Source organism: Catellatospora aurea, assembly GCF_042663325.1.
GTDB lineage: Bacteria > Actinomycetota > Actinomycetes > Mycobacteriales > Micromonosporaceae > Catellatospora > Catellatospora aurea.
Genome location: NZ_JBHTAC010000015.1, coordinates 108,964 through 127,343 on the forward strand (window position 1 = coordinate 108,964; position 18,380 = coordinate 127,343).

The following is an 18,380-nucleotide window of genomic DNA, read 5'->3' on the forward strand; positions in this document are numbered from 1 at the left end:
ATGACCGAGATGCTGCGCGCCCCCGCCGAGACCAAGTACGCCGAGGAGCTGGACTGGCTGGAGTCGATCGACGACGGCCCGAAGCCGTTCTCGTGGCGGCTGAGCCCGAAGATGGTGCGGCTGTTCATCCTGGGCAGCGAGCGCGCCGACGGCCTCGACCGGGAGGTCGCCCAGAAGTGGTTCGGCGACCGCAGTTTCGTCGAACGCGCCATCGTCACCCTCGCCTCCGACCGGGGCCTGCTGCTCATCGGCGACCCGGGCACCGGCAAGAGCTGGCTGGCCGAGCTGCTCGCCGCGGCGATCAGCCGCAACTCGACCCTGGTCGTGCAGGGCACCGCGGGCACCACCGAGGACCACATCAAGTACTCCTGGAACGTGTCGGCGGTCATCGCCAACGGCCAGTCCCGGGCCTCGATGATCCCGTCGCCGATCATGACGGCGATGGAGCAGGGCGTCATCGGCCGCTTCGAGGAGCTGACCCGCTCCACCAGCGACGTGCAGGACGCCCTGATCTCGATCCTGTCCGAGAAGTACGTGTCCATTCCCGAGCTGGACGACGACAACATCGTGTTCGCCAAGCCCGGCTTCTCGATCATCGCGACCGCGAACAGCCGCGACCGGGGCGTCAACGACCTGTCGTCGGCGCTCAAGCGCCGGTTCAACTTCGTGCGCATCCCGGTGGTGACCAACAAGAAGAGCGAAGCCGAGATCGTACGGTTCCGCACCGTCGAGCTGCTGCGCCGGCACCAGATCGAGCTGGACGTGCCGCCGACGCTGCTCGACATCCTGCTGCAGAGCTTCGCCGACCTGCGCGCCGCGGCCGCGTCGGCGGGCAGCGACGACGAGAAGCTCGAATCGGCGCTGTCCACCGCCGAGCAGATCGGCGTGCTCGAAGACGCGATCCTGCACAGCAACTTCTTCGGCGACCGGTCCCTGCGCGCGCAGACCCTGGCCGGATCGCTGGTCGGGTCGCTGGCCCGGCGGGCCCCGGAGGACCTGGCGATCCTGAACAAGTACTGGCACGGCGTCGTCGAGCCGCGCAGCAAGGCCGAGGGCGGGTCGTGGACCGAGTTCCTCGACGGCGGCCGCGAAGCGATCAAGACGCTGTCGTGACGACACCCACCTTCGGGGCGCTGCGCTCGCAGCTGCTCGACGCGGCGGCGGCGCTCGCCGACGGGCCGGACGCGCTCGCCGGGATCCTGTCCGGCATCGTGGACGACGTCGACCGGGCGCTCGCCGAGCCGCTGGAGATCTTCCCGGTGTGCCACCACTCGCCCGCCTCCGCGATGGCGATGGCCAGGCGGCTGCGCGAGAAGCGGCCCAAGGTCATCTACCTGGAGCTGTGCGAGGACATGACACCGCTGCTCACCGAGCTGCGCAACTGCAAGCTGCCGGTGGCGGTGCAGGCGTTCGCGTCCGAACTCGACGGCTTCCCGCAGGACTGGGCGCCGCTGTCGGTGGTCGCGCCGATCACCGAGGCGTCGGCCGAATACCAGGCCATCGCGTACGCCCTGGACACGCCCGGGGTCGAGCTGGTGCTCGTGGACCGGTCCACCGACCACGTCTTCCAGTGGCAGCCGCGCAAGGACAAGGCCGCCGAGCCCGCACCCGAAGCCGGGGCGGAGCCGGCCGAGGACGCCGACCTGCACGGTGACGCCGTCGGTGTCGAGATCGGCGACCTGCGGCCGCGTTTCGCCGAGCTGGAGGAGCACCTGCTGCACCACGGCAAGGTGCGGCACTGGTCGGAGTGGTGGGACCAGTACGTCGAGCAGCCCCTCGGCGACGCCGACTACGACACGTACCGGCAGGTCATGGTCCTGATCGGCAGCCTGTTCCGGCGGCTCGCGCCCGGCGCGCGCGACCGCGTCACCTCCGACGAGGAACGCGAGCGCTACATGTGGACCCGGATGCGGCAGCACCTGGCCACGTCCGGCGTCGACGCCGCCGACACGCTCTACGTCTGTGGGGCGTTCCACGCGGCCAGCCACGTCGACGAGTTCGGCCTGCACGGCGCGGACACCTACGAGATCAGCCCCCGGACCGCCACCAAGTGGCACTACGGATTGATCCCGTCGAGCCACTCGTCGATCGAGGCCCAGTTCGGGCTGGCCTCGGGCTCGGTCTCGATCGCCGCGGCGGTGTTCGCGAAGTCGCTGGCCCGCACCGGGGTGGAGCCGTACCGGCTGGAGGGCCAGCAGGGCGGCCGGGCCGCGAAGAAGAAGGCCAAGCCGGCCCCGGTGGTGTCGGCGCAGTCGCAGCAGGTCGCGGACCGGCTGTCCGGGTTCCTCGCCCGGCCCCCGGTGCTCGACACGCTCGACGAGGACGAGCTGCTCGGCTGGTCCGTCGAGATCGTGCGGCTGGCCCGGCGCAACGGCTACCTGTCCAGCACCGCCGACGCCATCGCCGTGTTCGAGACGTCGATCCTGCTCGCCGGAATGCGCGGCCGCGCCCGGCCCACGCCGTACGACTTCCAGGACGCGGCCGTCACCTGCATCGAGAAGGAGTCCGTGCCCGGCCGCCGCGACGTGCGGCGGCTCTGCGAGATCATGCTCGGCGGCGACCGGATCGGCCAGGTCGGCTACGACTCCCTGCCGCCGCTGGCCCGCGACGTGCACGACCGGCTCGCGCCGCTCGGCCTGAAACTGGAGCAGCGCGGCGTGCAGCGGGCCCTGCTCGACATCGCCGGTGATCCCGTGCTGGGCAAGTGCTCCGACCTGCTGTGGATCCTGCGGCACCTGCTGCCGCAGGGCGCGGCCCGCCCGATCATGGGCGAGCGGCGGCTCGGCCACCGGGCCATCCAGGAGTCCTGGGACCTGGCGCTGGGCACCCACTCGCGCGAGCTGATCGAACTCGGCTACGAGGGCATCACCGTCGAGCAGGTCCTCGAACAGCGCCTGCGCCGCTCGGTCTGGGGCCCGCAGGCCACGGCGGCGGTCGCGCTCGGCGCGGTCGAGGACGCCACGCTGTACCTGCGCAGCCGCCGCTTCGCCGACGAACTCGGCGCGCGGGCCGTCGAGCTGCTCGCCGCCGAACGCACCGTCGACGACGCCCCGGACGTGCTGCGCCGGGCCCGCCGCCTGCTGGCCCACTACCGGGCCACCGAGCCGGTGCTGCCCGCCTGGCTGGAGGCGTTCGTCAAGGCCGGGTACGCGCACTACTGCACCCTGCTGCCGAACGCGTTCGTCGAGGAGGAGACCGGCACGAAGCAGGTCGCCGCGATGCTGGGCTTCCTGTTCAGCATGGAGAGCCTGGCGCTGTCGCTGGGCTGCGACCGGGCCCAGCTGGAACTGGCCGTGGCCCAGTCGCACCCGACGACGCCGGGCAAGACGGCGCTGCTGTGGGCGGCCCAGCACCAGCTCGGCCTGCTGTCCCGGGCCGAGCTGCGCGAACGCTGCGTCGCGCTGCTGGACAACCCGCTGGTGCTGCCCGCGTACCCGCAGTATCTGAGCGGGTTCGTGCAGGCCCTGGAACCGGTGCCGGCGCTGGCCGGGTTCGTGGTCGAGGCGATCTCGCAGGCGTTCGGGCGGCTGCCCGACGCGGTGCTGCTGCCCTGGCTGCCGACGCTGATCACGACCCTGCGCAAGGAGGGCGGCGACCACGTCGGCCTGCTGGTCCGCGAGGCGGGCCGGGTGTTCCCGGGCGACCTGCCGACCCTCGACTCGTGGACCCCACCCTGGTCGGCGGCGGCCGTAGACCCGGCGTCCCCGGTCGTCGGGTCGCGCGGTCCGGCCGGGCCGGTCGCGGTGTTGCTCGCCGCGTACCCGGAGCCGACCGACGCGCTCGCCGCCCTGCTCGGCTGTGACGGCACATGGGCGGCCCCGGAGCAGGCGCCCGGCACCGGCCCGGTCGGCGACCTAATGGCCCGGTACCCGCTGTCGGCCGCCGAGCTGGCCGTCGCTATCGGCGTCGGTTGACCGAGGTCCGCGGGCCGTGGCGGGGACCGTCTCCGCCACGGCCCTCGGCCGGGTGCCGCAAGATCAGGGGACGCAGGCTGACCTGGGCGAATGTCTGGCACCGCGACCCTGCTCGGGTGACGGACGTCGGCTATCGTCTGCCCCCGACGGGCGGGGGTGGCGGGTGTTGGACCTGGTGGCAGGGCTGATCGGCGGGCTGATCGGCTTGGGTTGGGGCGAGCGGCGAGAGCTTCGGCGTGCCGAGGCGCGGCGGGCGGCGCTCGCCGCGGGCCGGCCCGTGCGCGTGCCGTGCGGGATCAGGGACACCGGTGCCGGGCAGACCCAGTGGCGGCACGGTGACCTGCTCATCACGGCCGACGGCCGGTGGTGGACCCCGCCGGGCATGAACACCCGGCGCATCGCGCTCGGTCCCGCAGGGCTGACGGTGCACGGCAACCGTCCGGTCTCCGTACGGGAGGGCTGGGACGTCAACCCGTCATGCCGGATCCTGGCCGTGCGGGTCGGCGAGCGCTCGCTGGAGCTGGCGATCCCCGAGGCGGATCTCGCCGCGCTCGGCGACGTGCTGCCGACGACCTGACCCTCGTGCTCAGTCCTGTTCGACGACGGCGCTGGTGCCGGAGCCGGGCCGCGACTCCCACTCCCACGTCTCGGCCAGCCGGAGCCTGCCGTCGGCGAGCTGCGTCAGCACGGACACACAATGCCCGGTCGAGGTCTGCCCGTCCGTGTTGAGCTGCGTGTACCGGAAGTCCAGCCGGTCGCCGTCGCGGGTGCCGACGAGGAAGCCGCGCCGGATCGCACCGCCGGAGTACTCGGCCCAGACCATGCCGTCCTGCTCGTGGTAGCCGAACACCGTCTCGGTGCCGACCTCGCCACCCGCGACATCGGTCTCGGCGACGAAGCGCCGCCCGTCCAGTGATGTGATCATGAGTTCCCATGGTGGCACCCCCTACCGACACCGCAACCGCCGCCCCTGCCCTCGCTGCGAACGAGCGCCACGAGTGGACTTGGATGATTTGTTGTCGTTCCAGCGACAACAAATCATCTCGATCCGGAGCGCGGCGCGGTGAGAGCCAACGCGTCGATCCCATCCGGACCGAACGCCGCGCCGACGTCGACGGCTTCACCGGGCGCGCCGACCATCATGCGGTGACCGCGGCGCGCGTGCCCGACCACGCCATGGGGCCACCGATGCTGAGCCGCGGCCGTGCTCAGGGCGGGTAGGGCGACACGGCGTGAAATGATCCACCCATGCTGACCCGCCGCGACCTGAACCGTGCCCTGCTCGCGCGGCAGCTGCTGCTGGAGCGCTCGCCGCTCACCGCGCTGGAGGCGGTCGAGCACCTCGTCGGCCTGCCCGCTCAGTCACCGAACCCGCCCTACCTCGGGCTCTGGACGCGGCTGCGGGATTTCCGCGTCGACGACCTGTCCGACCTGCTGACCTCCCGGGCAGCCGTGCGGCTGGGCCTGATGCAGGCCACGCCGCACCTGGTCAGCGCCCGTGACGCCCGTGCGTTTCGGCCGCTGCTGCAGGGCGTGCAGGAACGGCATCTGAGCGCAGCGACCCGGGAGCGCCTACGCGGTGCCGACCTCGCCGAGATCGCCGCCGAAGCGCGAGAGCTGGTCGAGCAGCGACCGTACACCGTCAAGGAGCTGGGCGCGGCGCTCGCCGCGCGCCGGCCCGACGCCGATCCGGCCGCGCTCGGGGCGGCGGCGCGAGCCGTGCTGCCCCTGGTGCCGGTGCCGCCGCACGGGCTGTGGGGCGCGGTCGGGCAGCCCGCGTACACGACCGCCGAGCACTGGCTCGGCGCGGGTGACGGGTCACCGGCCACCGTGGACGACCTCGTGCTGCGTTATCTGGCCGCGTTCGGCCCGGCGACCGTGCGCGACATCCAGGCCTGGTCGGGGCTCGGCGGGCTCGGTGAGGTCGTCGACCGCCTCGGTGACCGGCTGGTGGCGTACCGGGACGAGGAGGGCGCCGAGCTGCTCGACCTGCCCGACGCCCCGCTGCCGCACCCGGACACCCCCGCGCCCGCCCGTTACCTCGCGGACTTCGACGCGATGCTGCACGCCTTCGACGACACCTTCCGGATCATGGACGACCGGGACCGGCGGGACGTGTTCGCGGTGCCCGGGGTCGTGCCCGGCACGGTGCTGGTCGACGGGTTCGTCCAGGCGATCTGGGCGATCACCAGGAAGAAGGGCGCTGCCACGCTCGTCGTGCGGCCGCTGTTCCAGATCCCGACGAAGGACGTGCAGGAGCTGACCGAGGAGGGCGAACGCCTGCTCGCCTTCGCCGCGGCCGACGCCACCCGCCACGAGGTGCGGTTCAACTCGCGGTGGTGAGCGGCCGCCGCGCGGCGACCCGGACCGGTCATCCGACCGCGTTCGCCGGTGCCGCGCTGTCCGGTTTCCGGCAGCGTTCCGCCGTCCGCATGCCGGAGCTGGGATTCGTTGCGGGCCAGGCAGGACGGCATACCGGCGGGTTCGCCGGTGTGGTAGGAACGTGCTCATGGATCTCAATGCACTGCTCTCCGAAGAGGGACGTGTGGATCCGCCGGCCCTCTACGCGCGCCTGCACCGCGAAGGCGTCGCCGTGCCCGTGGACGGCGGCGCGCAGGGCTTCGCCGTGGCGGTGCACGGCTTCGACGCGGTCGCCCAGGTGCTCAAGGACCCGCGGTTCCGGCAACTCGACGCGGCCTACCTGGACCTGCACACCCCGCAGTGGCGGCGGCATCCGGCGCTGCGGGTGCTGCGCGACTCGATGTTCTTCACCGACGGCCCCGCCCACGACGGCGTACGGCAGATCATCGGCCGGGCGTTCACGGCGCGCCGGGTCGGCGCGCTGGAGCACGCGGTCACGGACCTGACCGAGCGCCTGCTCGACCGGCTGGCGCAGCTGGCCGCGGACGGCCCGGTCGAGTTCATGGGCGAGTTCGCCTACCTGCTGCCGAGCAGCGTGATGGCCGAGCTGCTGGGCGTGCCGCAGGAGGACCTGGCCTGGTTCCGGCCGCGGGTGCTGGCGATCGGGGCGATCCTCGAACTCGACGGCGCGAACTGGCGCAACATGGTCCGCGCCGACACGGCGGCCAGGGAGCTGTCGGCGTACTTCACGGACCTGGTCGGCAAGCGCCGCAGCGAGCCCCGCGACGACCTGGTCAGCCTGCTGGCCGCCACGGACCTCGGCGACGACGCGCTCGTCGCGAACCTGATCACGACGTTCAACGCCGGGTTCGTGACGACGACCCACCTGCTCGGCAACGGCCTGACCATGCTGCTGGAGCGCCCGCACCTGCGCGCGGAGCTGAACCCGCACAACGTCGGCTCGTACGTCGACGAGATGCTGCGTTTCGAGCCGCCGGTGCAGATCCTGGTGCGGTACGCGCCGGAGGACGCCGAGATCGAGGGCGTGCCCTGCCCGGCCGGTCAGGCGGTGCTCGTCATGATCGGGGCGGCGAACCGGGACCCGGCGCGGTTCACCGACCCGGACGCGTTCGACCCGGCCCGGCCCGATCCCGGGTCGCTGAGCTTCGGCTTCGGCCCGCACTACTGCCTCGGCGCGGCGCTGAGCCGCCTGGAGGGCCAGGTCGCGTTCCCGGCGCTGTTCGACCGGTTCCCGAAGCTGGCCCTGGCGCAGCAGCCGGGCACCGTGGCCAAGCCGCTGATCCTGCGCGGGCACGACACGCTCACCGTCGCGTGCCATGGCGGCTGAGGACAACTACGTCCGCCGCGGGCTGGAGCTGTTCGCCGGGCACGGCGACGCCGAGGCGATCGTGCACGGCGACCGGCGCATCACGTACGCGCAGCTGCGCGCCGCCGTGCTCGGCATGGCGGCGGCGTTGCGCGGGCACGGCGTGCGGCCCGGTTCGGCGATCGCGGTGCTCGCGGGCAACCAGCCCGAGGCCGTGTACGCGCAGCTCGCGCTGCACCTGCTCGGTTGCCGTTCGGTGTGGGTCGCGCCGAACGCCCCGCCCTCGCAGAGCGCGCGATATCTCGCGCTGGCCGACGTGGACGGTTTCGTCTACGACGCCCGCACCCACGCCGAGCCCGGCGCGGGCCTGGCCGCCCAGGCCCCGCACCTGCCGGCGCTGTGTATCGGCGCGGGCGGGGCCGGCCCTGACGTCGCCGGGACGCTGTCGGACGCGCTGACGCCGGCCGGTGACGCCGAGCCGCAGTCGCTGTTCCAGACCGGCGGCACGACCGGCCTGCCGAAGCTGGTGCACCACCGGCACGACTTCTTCGCCCATGTGCTCGCCGCGGCGCAGCGGCAGCTCGACGCGGGCGGGCCGCGGCTGCGGCAGCTCGCGGTGGCCGGGTTCTGGCACTCCAGCCAGCAGGCCGCGGGGCTGATCACGCTGTTCAGCGGTGGGCTGCTGGTGCAGCACGACGGCTTCGACGCCGGGCGCTTCCTCGCCACCGTGCAGCGGGAGCGGATCACCGTGGCGACGCTGCCGCCGCCGATGCTGTACCAGGTGCTCGACCACCCGGACCTGGCCGCGACCGACACCGGCAGCCTGACCATGCTGTCGTGCGCGGGCAGCGCGATCGCCCCGTCCCGGCTGGCCCAGGCGATGGACCGGTTCGGCCCGGTCGTGCTGGTCGCGTACGGGATGAGCGAGGCGACGCTGCTGGCCGCGTACCCGGCGGCGCAGCACGATCCGGCGTTCCCCGAGCGGCTGGCCTCGTGCGGCAGGCCACTGCCGCCGTCCCGGGTGGAGATCCGCGACGACGTGGGCCGGCCGGTCGCCGCGGGCGAGGTGGGGCAGGTGTGGGCGTCGGCGCGGCTGATGACGTCCGGCTACTGGGGGCAGCCCGAGCTGACCGCCCAGACGCTGGTCGACGGCTGGCTGTGCACCGGCGACGTCGGCTACCTGGACGCGCACGGGTACCTGTACCTCGTCGACCGGGCCAAGGACATGATCGTCACCGGGCTGACGTCGTCCAACGTGTACTCCCGCACGGTCGAGGACGTGCTCGACGCCCATCCGGCGGTCGGCGCGGCCGCGGTGATCGGGGTCCCGGACGAGCGGCTGGGCGAGGCGGTGCACGCCGTGGTCCAGCTCCATCCGGACGTCTCGGCCGACATCGACGAATTGCGGCAATGGTGTGTGGAGCGCCTCAATTCACTGTGGGCGCCGCAGACGGTGGACTTCGTGGATCGCCTTCCACTGACCGCGCTCGGCAAGATCGACAAGCGGTTGTTGCGCGAGAAATACCTGGAAAAGGCGGGTGCGGCGGTGCGATAGAGCGGGCTGTGGCATATCTGTGACAGCAACTATCTGTTCGAGTATTTCCATGTGAGAATGGCTTCCGCGAAGGCCCCGCCCTCGCCGTCGAACACCCACTCGGACATGTCCTGTCATCGGAGGCTGCGCGGAATATGTACCGCACCATGCTCAAGTCCAAAGTCCACCGGGCCACGGTCACCCAGGCGGAGCTGCACTACGTCGGCTCGCTCACCCTCGACCCCGACCTGATGGACGCCGCCGACCTGCTGCCCGGTGAACTGATCCACGTCCTCGACGTCACCAACGGGGCCAGGCTCGAGACCTACGTCATCGAGGGCGAGCGGGGCAGCGGCGTGGTCTGCGTCAACGGCGCGGCCGCGCACCTGATCCACCCCGGTGACCTGGTCATCATCGCGGCGTACGCGATGATGAGCGACGACGAGGCGCGCGACAGCAAGCCGAAGGTCGTCTTCGTCGACGAGGCCAACCGCATCGCCGCCGTGCACAGCGATCCCGCCGTCTGAGCCATGACGAACCGGCACCACATCGCCATCGTCGGCAGCGGCTCGCTGGCGACCTCGATCTGCGAGTCGCTGGCCGTGCTCGCGCCGCCGCACGGCGCGCTGAACGCGGCCCCGATCGAGGTTACGGTGCTCGCCCGCAACCCCGACGCGGTGTCGGCCATCGCCCGCCACTGCCGGGCCCGCGCCGCCGTGGCGGGCACCGCGATCAGCTTCACCGGGGAGCGGCTCGGCGACGAGGCCGCCACCCTGGCCCGGCTCCAGCCGACGTACCTGGTGTGCTGCGCGTCCGCGCAGTCGCCGTACGAGAAGGTGGAGCGGCCCTCGCCGTGGACGCGGCTGGTCGGGCGGGCTGGGTTCGGGGTGACACTGCCATTGCAGGCCACCGTCGTGGTGCGGCTGGCCCGCGCGATCACCACGGCGAGCCCGCACACCGCGCTGATCAACGCCTGCTTCCCCGACGCGGTCAATCCGCTGCTGGCCGCCATGGGCCTGCCGGTGCTCTGCGGCGTCGGCAACGTCGCCACCCTGGCTGCCTGCCTGCAGGCCGCGCTGGGCCTGCCCGACCAGCGGCGGCTGGCCGTGCTCGGCCACCACGCGCACCTCGACGCCCCCGACGACCCGGGCGACGACGTGCTTGCCTGGCGCGACGGCCGGCCGGTGCCCGGGGTGACGGCCCTGCTCGCGCCCGACCGGGCGTTGCCGCGGCCGCAGCTCAACGCGATCGCCGGGCACGCGGGCGCGCGCCTGCTCGTCGACCTGCTGTCCGGCGCGGAGGTGCACACCAGCCTGCCGGGGCCGCTCGGCCTGCCCGGCGGTTACCCGGTGCGGCTGACCGGCGGCGGGCTCGCGCTCAACCTGCCGGGCCTGAGCCCGGCGGAGGCGATCGAGTGGAACGTGCGCGCCGGTCGCCGCGACGGCATCGAACTCGGCGGCGGCCGGGTCCGGCACCTGCCCGCCGCGGTGGTCGCGCTGGAGCCCCACCTGCCCGAGCTGGCGCACGGCTGGGACGCCACCGACTACGACGCGGTGCAGGACCTGTTCCGCGTGCTGCGCCGCCGGCTGCGGGCCACGAGCCCCAGCCCGGCCCTCATCTGAACCGAACCCCACGCCGACCCAAAAGGAGCAAGGGTGCTCACGACAGCGACCGCCCCGGTGACCCGCAACCTCATCGTCGACTACTACCAGGTCATCGCCGCCGCCGTAGCCCGGCTGGGCGCGGGCCCCGGTGGCCCGGCCGGCACGGCGGGCTTCGCGCCCGGGTTCGACCTGCCGGACCTGTCCGACGACGTGCGGCAGTTCTTCGCCGCCGCCAACGCCACCTGGCGCGAGCTGGGCGCGCACGGCGGCCACGGCGTGCAGTTCATGGACCTGACCGGCAACCCCGGCACGCACACCACCAAGACGTTCCCGTCCATGCTCATCGTCGCCCGCGCTGTGGAGCACATACGGCGCACCGGCGAGTCGATCTGCGTCTTCACCCCGACGTCGGCCAACAAGGGCATCGCGCTGCGCGACGCGGTCAGCCGCGCCATCGCCGCGAAGCTGGTCACCCCCGAGCAGCTGCGCGTCGTCGTGCTGGCCCCGGCCTCGACCCGGCACAAGTTCCGCCGCGACGCGCTGTCGGCAGACCCCGCGCTGCGGGCCGCCAACCCGCTGCTGCGTTTCGGCGGCGCGGAGCCCGAGGGGGTCAAGGCGCTCGGCCGGGCCTTCGTCGACGCGTACGCGCAGGAGGCGTACGACAAGCACGGCACCACGCTGTGGTTCTCCCTGGCCCTGCCGAACTACCTCGTCGCCGACGCCGCCCGCGCCGCGTTCGAACTGGACGCCGCCCCGGCGATCGCCGCCGCGCCGCGCTGGCACGCCCATGCCGTGTCCAGCGCGTTCGGCCTGCTCGGCTACAACCTCGGCCGGGACGTGCTGGAGGACTCCGGCCGCGCCGACGGCTCGCCCCGGCCCGGCTTCCTGCTGGTGCAGCACCTGGGCACCCCGGACATGGTGCTCAACCTGCGCACCGGCTCGTTCTCCCGGGACGGGCTGCCCGCCTACCGGATGGACGCCGCGACCGGCCTCTGGTCGCAGGACGCGGACCCGCACTTCCCGGCCGTGGCCGACAACCTCGCCGAGGTGCTCGACCCGACCTTCTACACGCACCAGCCGGTCACCTCGCCCGCCATGAACGACCTCATCAAGCGGTACGGCGGCGACGGCATCACGGTGTCGCGGCACGAGTGCGTCGCCCGCTACCCGCAGCTGCGCGACTGGCTGCGCAACACCCCCTGCGAGCTGCCCGCCGACCCGGCCGACCTGCGCGAATGGTCGATCGTCATGGCGCTGACCGGCGTGCTCAACGCGATCGACCGGGGACTCGTGCCCGCCGGCCGGGAGATCGTGGTGCACGGCTCGGGCAGCTACCGCGACGACGACTACGCGGTGTCCGAGCCGGACGCCGAGGTGTCCACGGTGGAGGAGATCGCGGCGGCGGTCCTGGGCGGCCGCTGATGGCGATCGTCCTGCCCCCGGCGGCGGTGGACGAGCTGGCCAGAGCCTGCGGTGTCACCGCCGACCGGGCCGCCCACGCTGCCGTCGCGCTGCTGGCCCGCCGCTACACCGGCCGCGCGGCGCAGTCGGTGCGCTGCCCCGACGGCGTCGCCCACTTCGACCTGACCGCCGACGGCTCGGTCCACGACCTGGTCACCCGGTGGGCGGCCCCGGACCGCGGCTTGCCGGACCAGGCGTCGTCGGCCGATACCGGCGGGCAGCTCACCGACCTGGCGGTGCTGCCCGGCGCGGACGGCGCGCTGGTCGTGCGCGGCTGCCCGGACGAGCTGGCCGCGGCGTTCGCCGCAGACTTGGCGACGCTGCTGTCGGTCATGGCTGCCGAACCCGGCCGGTCCACTGCGGACCTGCTGCCGGACTCGGCATACGAGCGCGGCCGTCCCGGTGACCTGGCCGTGCTGCACGGTGGGCCGCGCCGGGAGCCGACCGGGTGGGAGCCCGGCGCGGACACGATCAGCACCGCGTTCGCCGCGCAGGTGGCCAGGCATCCCGACCGGTTCGCGGTGCTCGCCGACGACGGGGAGCTGACCTACCGGCAACTCGGGTCGGCGGTGGCGGCCACCGCGGCGGCGGTGCGGGCCGCGATCGGTGACACCCCCGGCGGACGGGCGGCGCTGCTGTGCCGGCACGGCGCGACCACGGTGGTGGGGCTGCTCGCCGCGCTGGCGGGCGGCCGAGCGTACGTGCCGCTGGAGCCGAGCTTCCCCACCGGGCGGCTGGCGCACATCCTCGCCGACAGCGACGCCGACGTGCTGCTGGTCGACGCCACGCACGCCGACCTGGCCCGGCGTATCGCCGCCGAGGCGGGCCGACCGGATCTCACGATGGTCCACATCGGCGCGCACACACCGTCCGGGAACCTCGACGAGCTGGTGGCGGCCCTCGCCGGGCCGGCCATGCCGGACGATCCGGCCTACCTGCTCTACACCTCCGGCTCGACCGGCGCGCCCAAGGCCGTGGTGCAGAGCCATCGCAACGTGCTGTTCGGGGTGGCCAACCACATCCGCAACTTCGCGATCACCCCGGCGGACCGGACCAGTGTGCTGACCTCGTTCGGGTACGACATGGCGGTCACCGACCTGTTCGGCGCGATCCTGTCCGGAGCCGCCGCGGTGCCGTCCGACATCCGCGCGCACGGCCTCGGCCACCTCGCGCGGACCATCGACCGGCACGGCGTGACCGTCTACCACTCCACCCCGACCGTGTACCGCTACCTGCTGGCCGGGCTCGGCGAGGGCGGGCGGCTGCCGAGCGTGCGCGCGGTGCTGCTCGGCGGCGAGGAGGTCACCCGGCACGACGTGGAGCTGTGCCGCCGCCACTTCGCCCCCGGTGCGGTGTTCGTCAACGGGTACGGCACCACGGAGATCAGCTTCGCGGCGCAGCACCACCTCGGCCCGGACACCCAGCTCGATCACGCGGTGGTGCCGATCGGGCACCCGCTCGACGGCATCGACGTGGTGCTCGTGGACGCCGCCGGGCGGCCGGCCTGCCTGACCGGCGAGGTCGTGGTCCGCTGCCCGCACGTGGCGCTCGGCTACCACGGGCGGCCGGAGCTGACCGCGAGCCGGTTCCGGGAGTATCGCGGCACCCGCGCGTACTGGACCGGCGACGTCGCGCGGCGGCTGCCGGACGGGCGGCTGATCTTCCTCGGCCGCGCCGACCGGCTCGTCAAGATCCGCGGTTACCGGGTCGAGCTGGGCGAGGTCGAGTCGCGGCTCGCGGCCCTGCCCGGCGTCGGACAGGCCGCCGTCGTCGCCCGCGACGGCAGGCACGGCAAGGAGATCATCGCGTACGCCGTTCCCGCCGCCGCCGCGTCCGTGGATCCGAACGCGTTGCGGGCGGCGCTGGCCGACCTGCTGCCCGACTACATGGTGCCGCGTGCCGTCGTCATCCTGGACGCGCTGCCGATGGGCGACACCGGCAAGCTCGACGTCCGCGCACTGCCGGAGCCTGGTCCGGCCCTGCCCACACAACGGACCGGCGGCACCGCCGTCGCGCCCGACGAGCTGGAAAAGGTGATCGCGGCGGCCTGGTGCGACGCCCTCGGCGTGGCCGAGGTGGACCGGCACACCGCGTTCTTCGACCTGGGCGGGCACTCGCTGCTGCTGGCGCTGGTCCAGGAGCGGCTGCGGGAAGTGCTCGGCGAGCGGATCTCGATGCTCCGGCTCCTGGAGTTCCCGACCGTCGCCGGCCTCGCCGCCCACCTGCGCGCCGCACGCCCCGAGGCCGGGCCGGCGGCCGCCCGACCTGGGGGCCACCCGGCAGCGGCGGGCCAGGCTGCCGACGCTGTGGGTGCTCAGGCCAGGCCGGCCGCCGTGGACGCCTGGTCCGATCTCGACGCACAGCCGGTGGCCGACCCCGGGCACATCGCCGAGCGCATGCGCCGCCGCCGCGCCGCCCGGCAGGGTTCGGTTGAACGGGTGGACACGCCGTCATGAGCGACGACGACCTGATCGCCGTCGTGGGCATGGCCTGCCGGGTGCCAGGTGCGCCGGATGTGCCGACCTTGTGGCGCAACCTGCTGGACGGGGTGGACGCGGTTCGCCGGTCCACCCCGGCCGAATTCGACGCCGCGGGCCTGCCCACCGACGGCACGTACGTGCCCGCGTTCGGGCGGCTGGACGCGCTGGAGGACTTCGACGCGGGGCTGTTCGGCTACTCCGACACCGAGGCCGCGCTGCTGGACCCGCAGCATCGGATCTTCCTGGAGACGGCCTGGCACGCGCTGGAGGACGCCGGGCTCGACCCCGCACGTCGGCAGGCGCAGATCGGCGTGTTCGCGGGCTGCGGCGTGAACCGCTACCTGCGCCACCACCTGCTCGGCAACCCGGCCGTGAAACCGGCCGGGCCGCTGCCCGACGACTGGGACGACGCGCTCGCCGGCGGCACGAGCGACTATCTGCCGACCCGGGTCGCGTACGCGCTGGGCCTGACCGGGCCGGCCGTGGCCGTGCAGACGGCCTGCTCGTCGTCGCTGGTCGCGGTGTGCCAGGCGGCGCAGAGCCTGCTCGACTTCCGGTGCGACGTCGCGATCGCGGGCGGGTCGGCGGTCGTGTCGACCGGGCAGCTCGGCTACCGCCACCGGCCCGGCGGCACGTGGGCCGCCGACGGGGTGTGCCGGCCGTACGACGCGGACGCCACCGGCCAGGTCTTCGGCAACGGCGGCGGCGCGGTGGTGCTCAAACGCCTCGCCGACGCGCTCGCCGACGGCGACCACGTGCACGGCGTGCTGGCCGGCTGGGCGGTCAACAACGACGGCGCGGCCCGCGCCGGCTTCAGCGTGCCGGGCGTGGCCGGTCAGGCCGCTGTGGTCGCCGAGGCGCTGGCCGCCGCCGACTGGGACGCGGGCGGCGTCGGCTTCGTGGAGGGCCACGGCAGCGGCACCCCGGTCGGCGACGCGATCGAGATCGAGGCGCTGACCCGCGCGTTCCGGGCGTCCGGCGCGCGGCCGGGGCAGTGCGTGCTCGGCTCGATGAAGCCCAACACCGGCAACCTCGACGCCGCCGCCGGAGTGCTCGGCCTGATCAAGACGGTGCTCGCCGTACGCGACGGGAAGATCCCGCCGACCCTGCACTTCCGGCGCCCGCATCCCGATGTGGACCTGGCGGCCACGCCGTTCACCGTCAGTGCCGAAGTGCGCGACTGGCCGGGCCCGCGGCGTGCCGGGGTCAGCTCGTTCGGGCTGGGCGGCACCAACGCCCACGTGCTTGTCGGCCAGGCCCCGGACAGCTCCGGCCCGCCGCGGCCCTGGCAGCCGGGCCGAGCGTTCCAGCGGCGGCGGCACTGGATCGAACCCGTGGCGGCCGGGCATGCGTGAGACCGACAAGCTCGGATGGCGGAACACCGGCACCACCGAGCCGGACGGGCTCGTGCCGCTCGGTGACACCGGATGGCACGCGTGGCGCTCGGCCGTGCTGCGCGCGCCCGGGTTCCCCGCGACCGGCCTCGACCTGCTCGCCGCGCCCGAGTGCGCCAAGGAGGCCGACGCGTATCTCGCCACCGGAGCCGACCGCGTCCCGTTCGACGAGGCGTTCACGGCCGCGACCCGGCGGATGACCGCCCGCCTGCACGGCATCGCCGCCGATCCGCTGTTCCGCGAGGCGGTGACCTGGCAGAGCCTGAACGCCGTCGAGGCCCTCGACGGGCTGCTGCGCGCGGGCCCGGAGGCGAACCGCAACGCGCGCCACCGCCCGCGCGAGATCCTGGTGACCCGCTACTGGCAGCGCTACTGCGCCAAGAACGACACCATCGGCTTCTTCGGGCCCGTCTGCTGGGCGTCGCTGACCGCCGACGACTACACCGCCCGTGTCGAAGCCGGTCCCGATCTCGTCCGGGCCCGCGTCGTCGACCTGGAACGCCGGGTCCTGTCCGCGTACGCCGACCGGCTCGCCGCCGACCCGAGGTTCCGGCCCTGGCTGCCCGTGACCCGGCAGCCCCAGCTCGCGCTGCGCGGCGACGACCTGCTGCAGGCGGGCCTGCCCGCGCGGCGGCTGTCCCCGGCGCACGCGGTCCTGCTGGACGCGTGCGACGGCGTGCGCAGCGCCCACGAAGTGGCCGCGCTGGCGCTGGCCGAGCCGCGTACTGGCCTGCGCACCACCTCGGACGCGCTCCTCGCGCTGACCCAGCTCGCCGAACAGGACCTGCTGCGCTGGGGTGTCGAACTGCCGCTGACCGTGCTCGCCGAGTCCGAACTGGAGCGCCGCCTGTCCGCCGTCGCCGAACCGGCGCTGCGGGAGGAGGCGCTCGCCGGGCTGGCCCGACTGCTCGCCGCCCGCGACGTGCTCGCTGCCGCGGCCGGCGACGCCGACGCGGTCCGGGCCGCCCTGCTGCGGTTGCAGGACGAGTTCACCGCGGTGACCGGGGGAGACGTGCTGCACCGCCCCGGCGCCACCTACGCCGGGCGTGGCCTGGCCTACGAGGAGACCCTGCGCGACCTGGACGTCGCCTTCGGCGAGCCGCTGCTGACCGTCCTCGCCGACACCCTCGTGCCGCTGCTGGAGGCCGCCCGCTGGCTGACGGCCGCGATGGCCGGAGCGTTCACCGAAGCGCTGCGCGAGCTGTACGACGACGCCGCCGCCGACGGACCCGTGGTGCTGGGCGACCTGTTCGACGCCGCCCTCGGGGTCCTGTTCGGGCAGGGGCCGGTCGCCGACGTGCTCGCCGACTTCACCACCCGCTGGTCGCGGCTGCTCGGCCTGACCGGCCCGGCCGACGGCCCGATCACCCTCGACCCTGCCGAGGTCCGCGCCGGGGTCGCCCGGCTGTTCGGCGCGACCGAGCCCGGCTGGACCGCGGCCCGCCTGCACAGCCCCGACCTGCACCTGTGCGCGCCGAGCGCGCAGGCCCTGGCCGACGGCGAGTTCACGGCGGTGCTCGGCGAGCTGCACGTCTCCTGGCTCACCTGCGACAGCGGCACCCTCACCCGCTTCCACCCCGACCCGGGCGCGCTGCGCGCCGCGCTGCACCGCGACCTGGGCGACCGGACCCTGCTGCTCTACCCGGTGGACTTCCCCGAGTTCACCGCCCGGATCGCGTTCACCCTCGACGGGCCGGGCGACGTGCGGCTGGCGTACACCCCCGCGCCAGTGCCGGATCCGGCGCAGGTGCTGCCGCTGGCCGCGGTGACGGTGTCGCTCGTGGACGGTGAGCTGACCGGGCACGCCCCGGACGGCCGGTCCTGGCCGCTGCTGGAACTGTTCGGCCCGTTCCTGTCGTCGCGGGCGGTCAACGCGTTCAAGGTGGTCGCCGACGGGGCGCACACCCCGCGGGTGAGCATCGGCCGGCTGGTCGTGCACCGGCAGACCTGGCGCACCACCGTCGCCGACTGCGCCCGCGCCGCCGACCTGCCCGACGAGGCCGCCCGCTACCTAGCCGTACGCCGCTGGCGCGACGAGCTCGGGCTGCCCGAGCAGGTGTTCGTCCGGGTCGGCACCGAGGTCAAACCGGTCTACGTCGACTTCACCAGCCCGGCGTACGTCGCCGCGTTCGTGGCGATGGTCCGGGCCTCGGCGCGCACCGGCGGCCCCGGGGTGCCGCTGACGGTGTCCGAGATGCTGCCGGGCCCCGAGCAGGCGTGGGTGCCGGACGGGGCCGGTCGGCGCTACTTCAGCGAGCTGCGGATGGCGATCCGCGACCCCGCGACCGCACCGACGAGGAGCTGA

General features: G+C 73.9%; 13 protein-coding genes. 12 read left to right on the forward strand and 1 reads right to left on the reverse strand.

Translation table 11 applies throughout. The features are described from left to right. From ACFQO7_RS17185 to ACFQO7_RS17195, 3 genes are all read left to right on the forward strand, one after another. Complete coding sequence (locus tag ACFQO7_RS17185; RefSeq protein WP_376807268.1) at positions 1–1,113, forward strand: ATP-binding protein; 1,113 nt, start codon at positions 1–3, stop codon at positions 1,111–1,113. Next, on the forward strand, positions 1,110–3,914 hold the full coding sequence (locus ACFQO7_RS17190) for a DUF5682 family protein (protein WP_376807269.1): 2,805 nt from the start codon (positions 1,110–1,112) through the stop codon (positions 3,912–3,914). The genes ACFQO7_RS17185 and ACFQO7_RS17190 overlap by 4 nt, the downstream gene beginning before the upstream one ends. Positions 3,915–4,077: 163 nt before the next feature. After that, a complete protein-coding gene (locus ACFQO7_RS17195; protein WP_376807270.1) occupies positions 4,078–4,491 on the forward strand; it encodes a hypothetical protein in 414 nt (137 codons plus the stop codon). 9 nt (positions 4,492–4,500) lie between these two features. Here the strand turns inward: ACFQO7_RS17195 and ACFQO7_RS17200 are convergent, their stop codons facing one another. After that, on the reverse strand, positions 4,501–4,839 hold the full coding sequence (locus ACFQO7_RS17200; protein ID WP_376807271.1) for an avidin-fold protein: 339 nt from the start codon (positions 4,837–4,839) through the stop codon (positions 4,501–4,503). Positions 4,840–5,162: 323 nt separating this feature from the next. Between ACFQO7_RS17200 and ACFQO7_RS17205 the strand changes: the two genes are divergently transcribed. The 9 genes from ACFQO7_RS17205 to ACFQO7_RS17245 all read left to right on the forward strand — a co-directional run bounded on the left by ACFQO7_RS17205 (position 5,163) and on the right by ACFQO7_RS17245 (position 18,380). Continuing rightward, positions 5,163–6,257, forward strand: coding sequence for a winged helix DNA-binding domain-containing protein (locus ACFQO7_RS17205; protein WP_376807272.1), 1,095 nt, complete (start codon positions 5,163–5,165; stop codon positions 6,255–6,257). Positions 6,258–6,423: 166 nt separating this feature from the next. Further along, a complete protein-coding gene (locus ACFQO7_RS17210; protein ID WP_376807273.1) occupies positions 6,424–7,623 on the forward strand; it encodes a cytochrome P450 in 1,200 nt (399 codons plus the stop codon). Beyond that, entirely contained in the window at positions 7,613–9,157 is a 1,545-nt protein-coding gene (locus tag ACFQO7_RS17215; protein WP_376807274.1) for an AMP-binding protein, read from the forward strand. The genes ACFQO7_RS17210 and ACFQO7_RS17215 overlap by 11 nt, the downstream gene beginning before the upstream one ends. A gap of 134 nt (positions 9,158–9,291) precedes the next feature. Then, on the forward strand, positions 9,292–9,663 hold the full coding sequence (gene panD, locus ACFQO7_RS17220; RefSeq protein WP_360537153.1) for an aspartate 1-decarboxylase: 372 nt from the start codon (positions 9,292–9,294) through the stop codon (positions 9,661–9,663). A gap of 3 nt (positions 9,664–9,666) precedes the next feature. Then, positions 9,667–10,758, forward strand: a complete 1,092-nt coding sequence (locus tag ACFQO7_RS17225; protein ID WP_376807275.1) for a potassium transporter TrkA — start codon at positions 9,667–9,669, stop codon at positions 10,756–10,758. 33 nt (positions 10,759–10,791) lie between these two features. Next, positions 10,792–12,162 (forward strand): DUF6002 family protein, encoded by a 1,371-nt coding sequence (locus ACFQO7_RS17230; protein WP_376807276.1) that lies wholly within the window; start codon positions 10,792–10,794, stop codon positions 12,160–12,162. Beyond that, complete coding sequence (locus ACFQO7_RS17235) at positions 12,162–14,657, forward strand: non-ribosomal peptide synthetase (RefSeq protein ID WP_376807277.1); 2,496 nt, start codon at positions 12,162–12,164, stop codon at positions 14,655–14,657. The genes ACFQO7_RS17230 and ACFQO7_RS17235 overlap by 1 nt, the downstream gene beginning before the upstream one ends. After that, positions 14,654–16,036 (forward strand): beta-ketoacyl [acyl carrier protein] synthase domain-containing protein, encoded by a 1,383-nt coding sequence (locus ACFQO7_RS17240; protein WP_376807278.1) that lies wholly within the window; start codon positions 14,654–14,656, stop codon positions 16,034–16,036. Before ACFQO7_RS17235 ends, ACFQO7_RS17240 begins: the two co-directional genes overlap by 4 nt. After that, positions 16,029–18,380 carry a lantibiotic dehydratase gene (locus ACFQO7_RS17245; RefSeq protein WP_376807279.1) on the forward strand — a complete coding sequence of 784 codons (2,352 nt, stop codon included), beginning with the start codon at positions 16,029–16,031 and terminating at the stop codon, positions 18,378–18,380. The genes ACFQO7_RS17240 and ACFQO7_RS17245 overlap by 8 nt, the downstream gene beginning before the upstream one ends.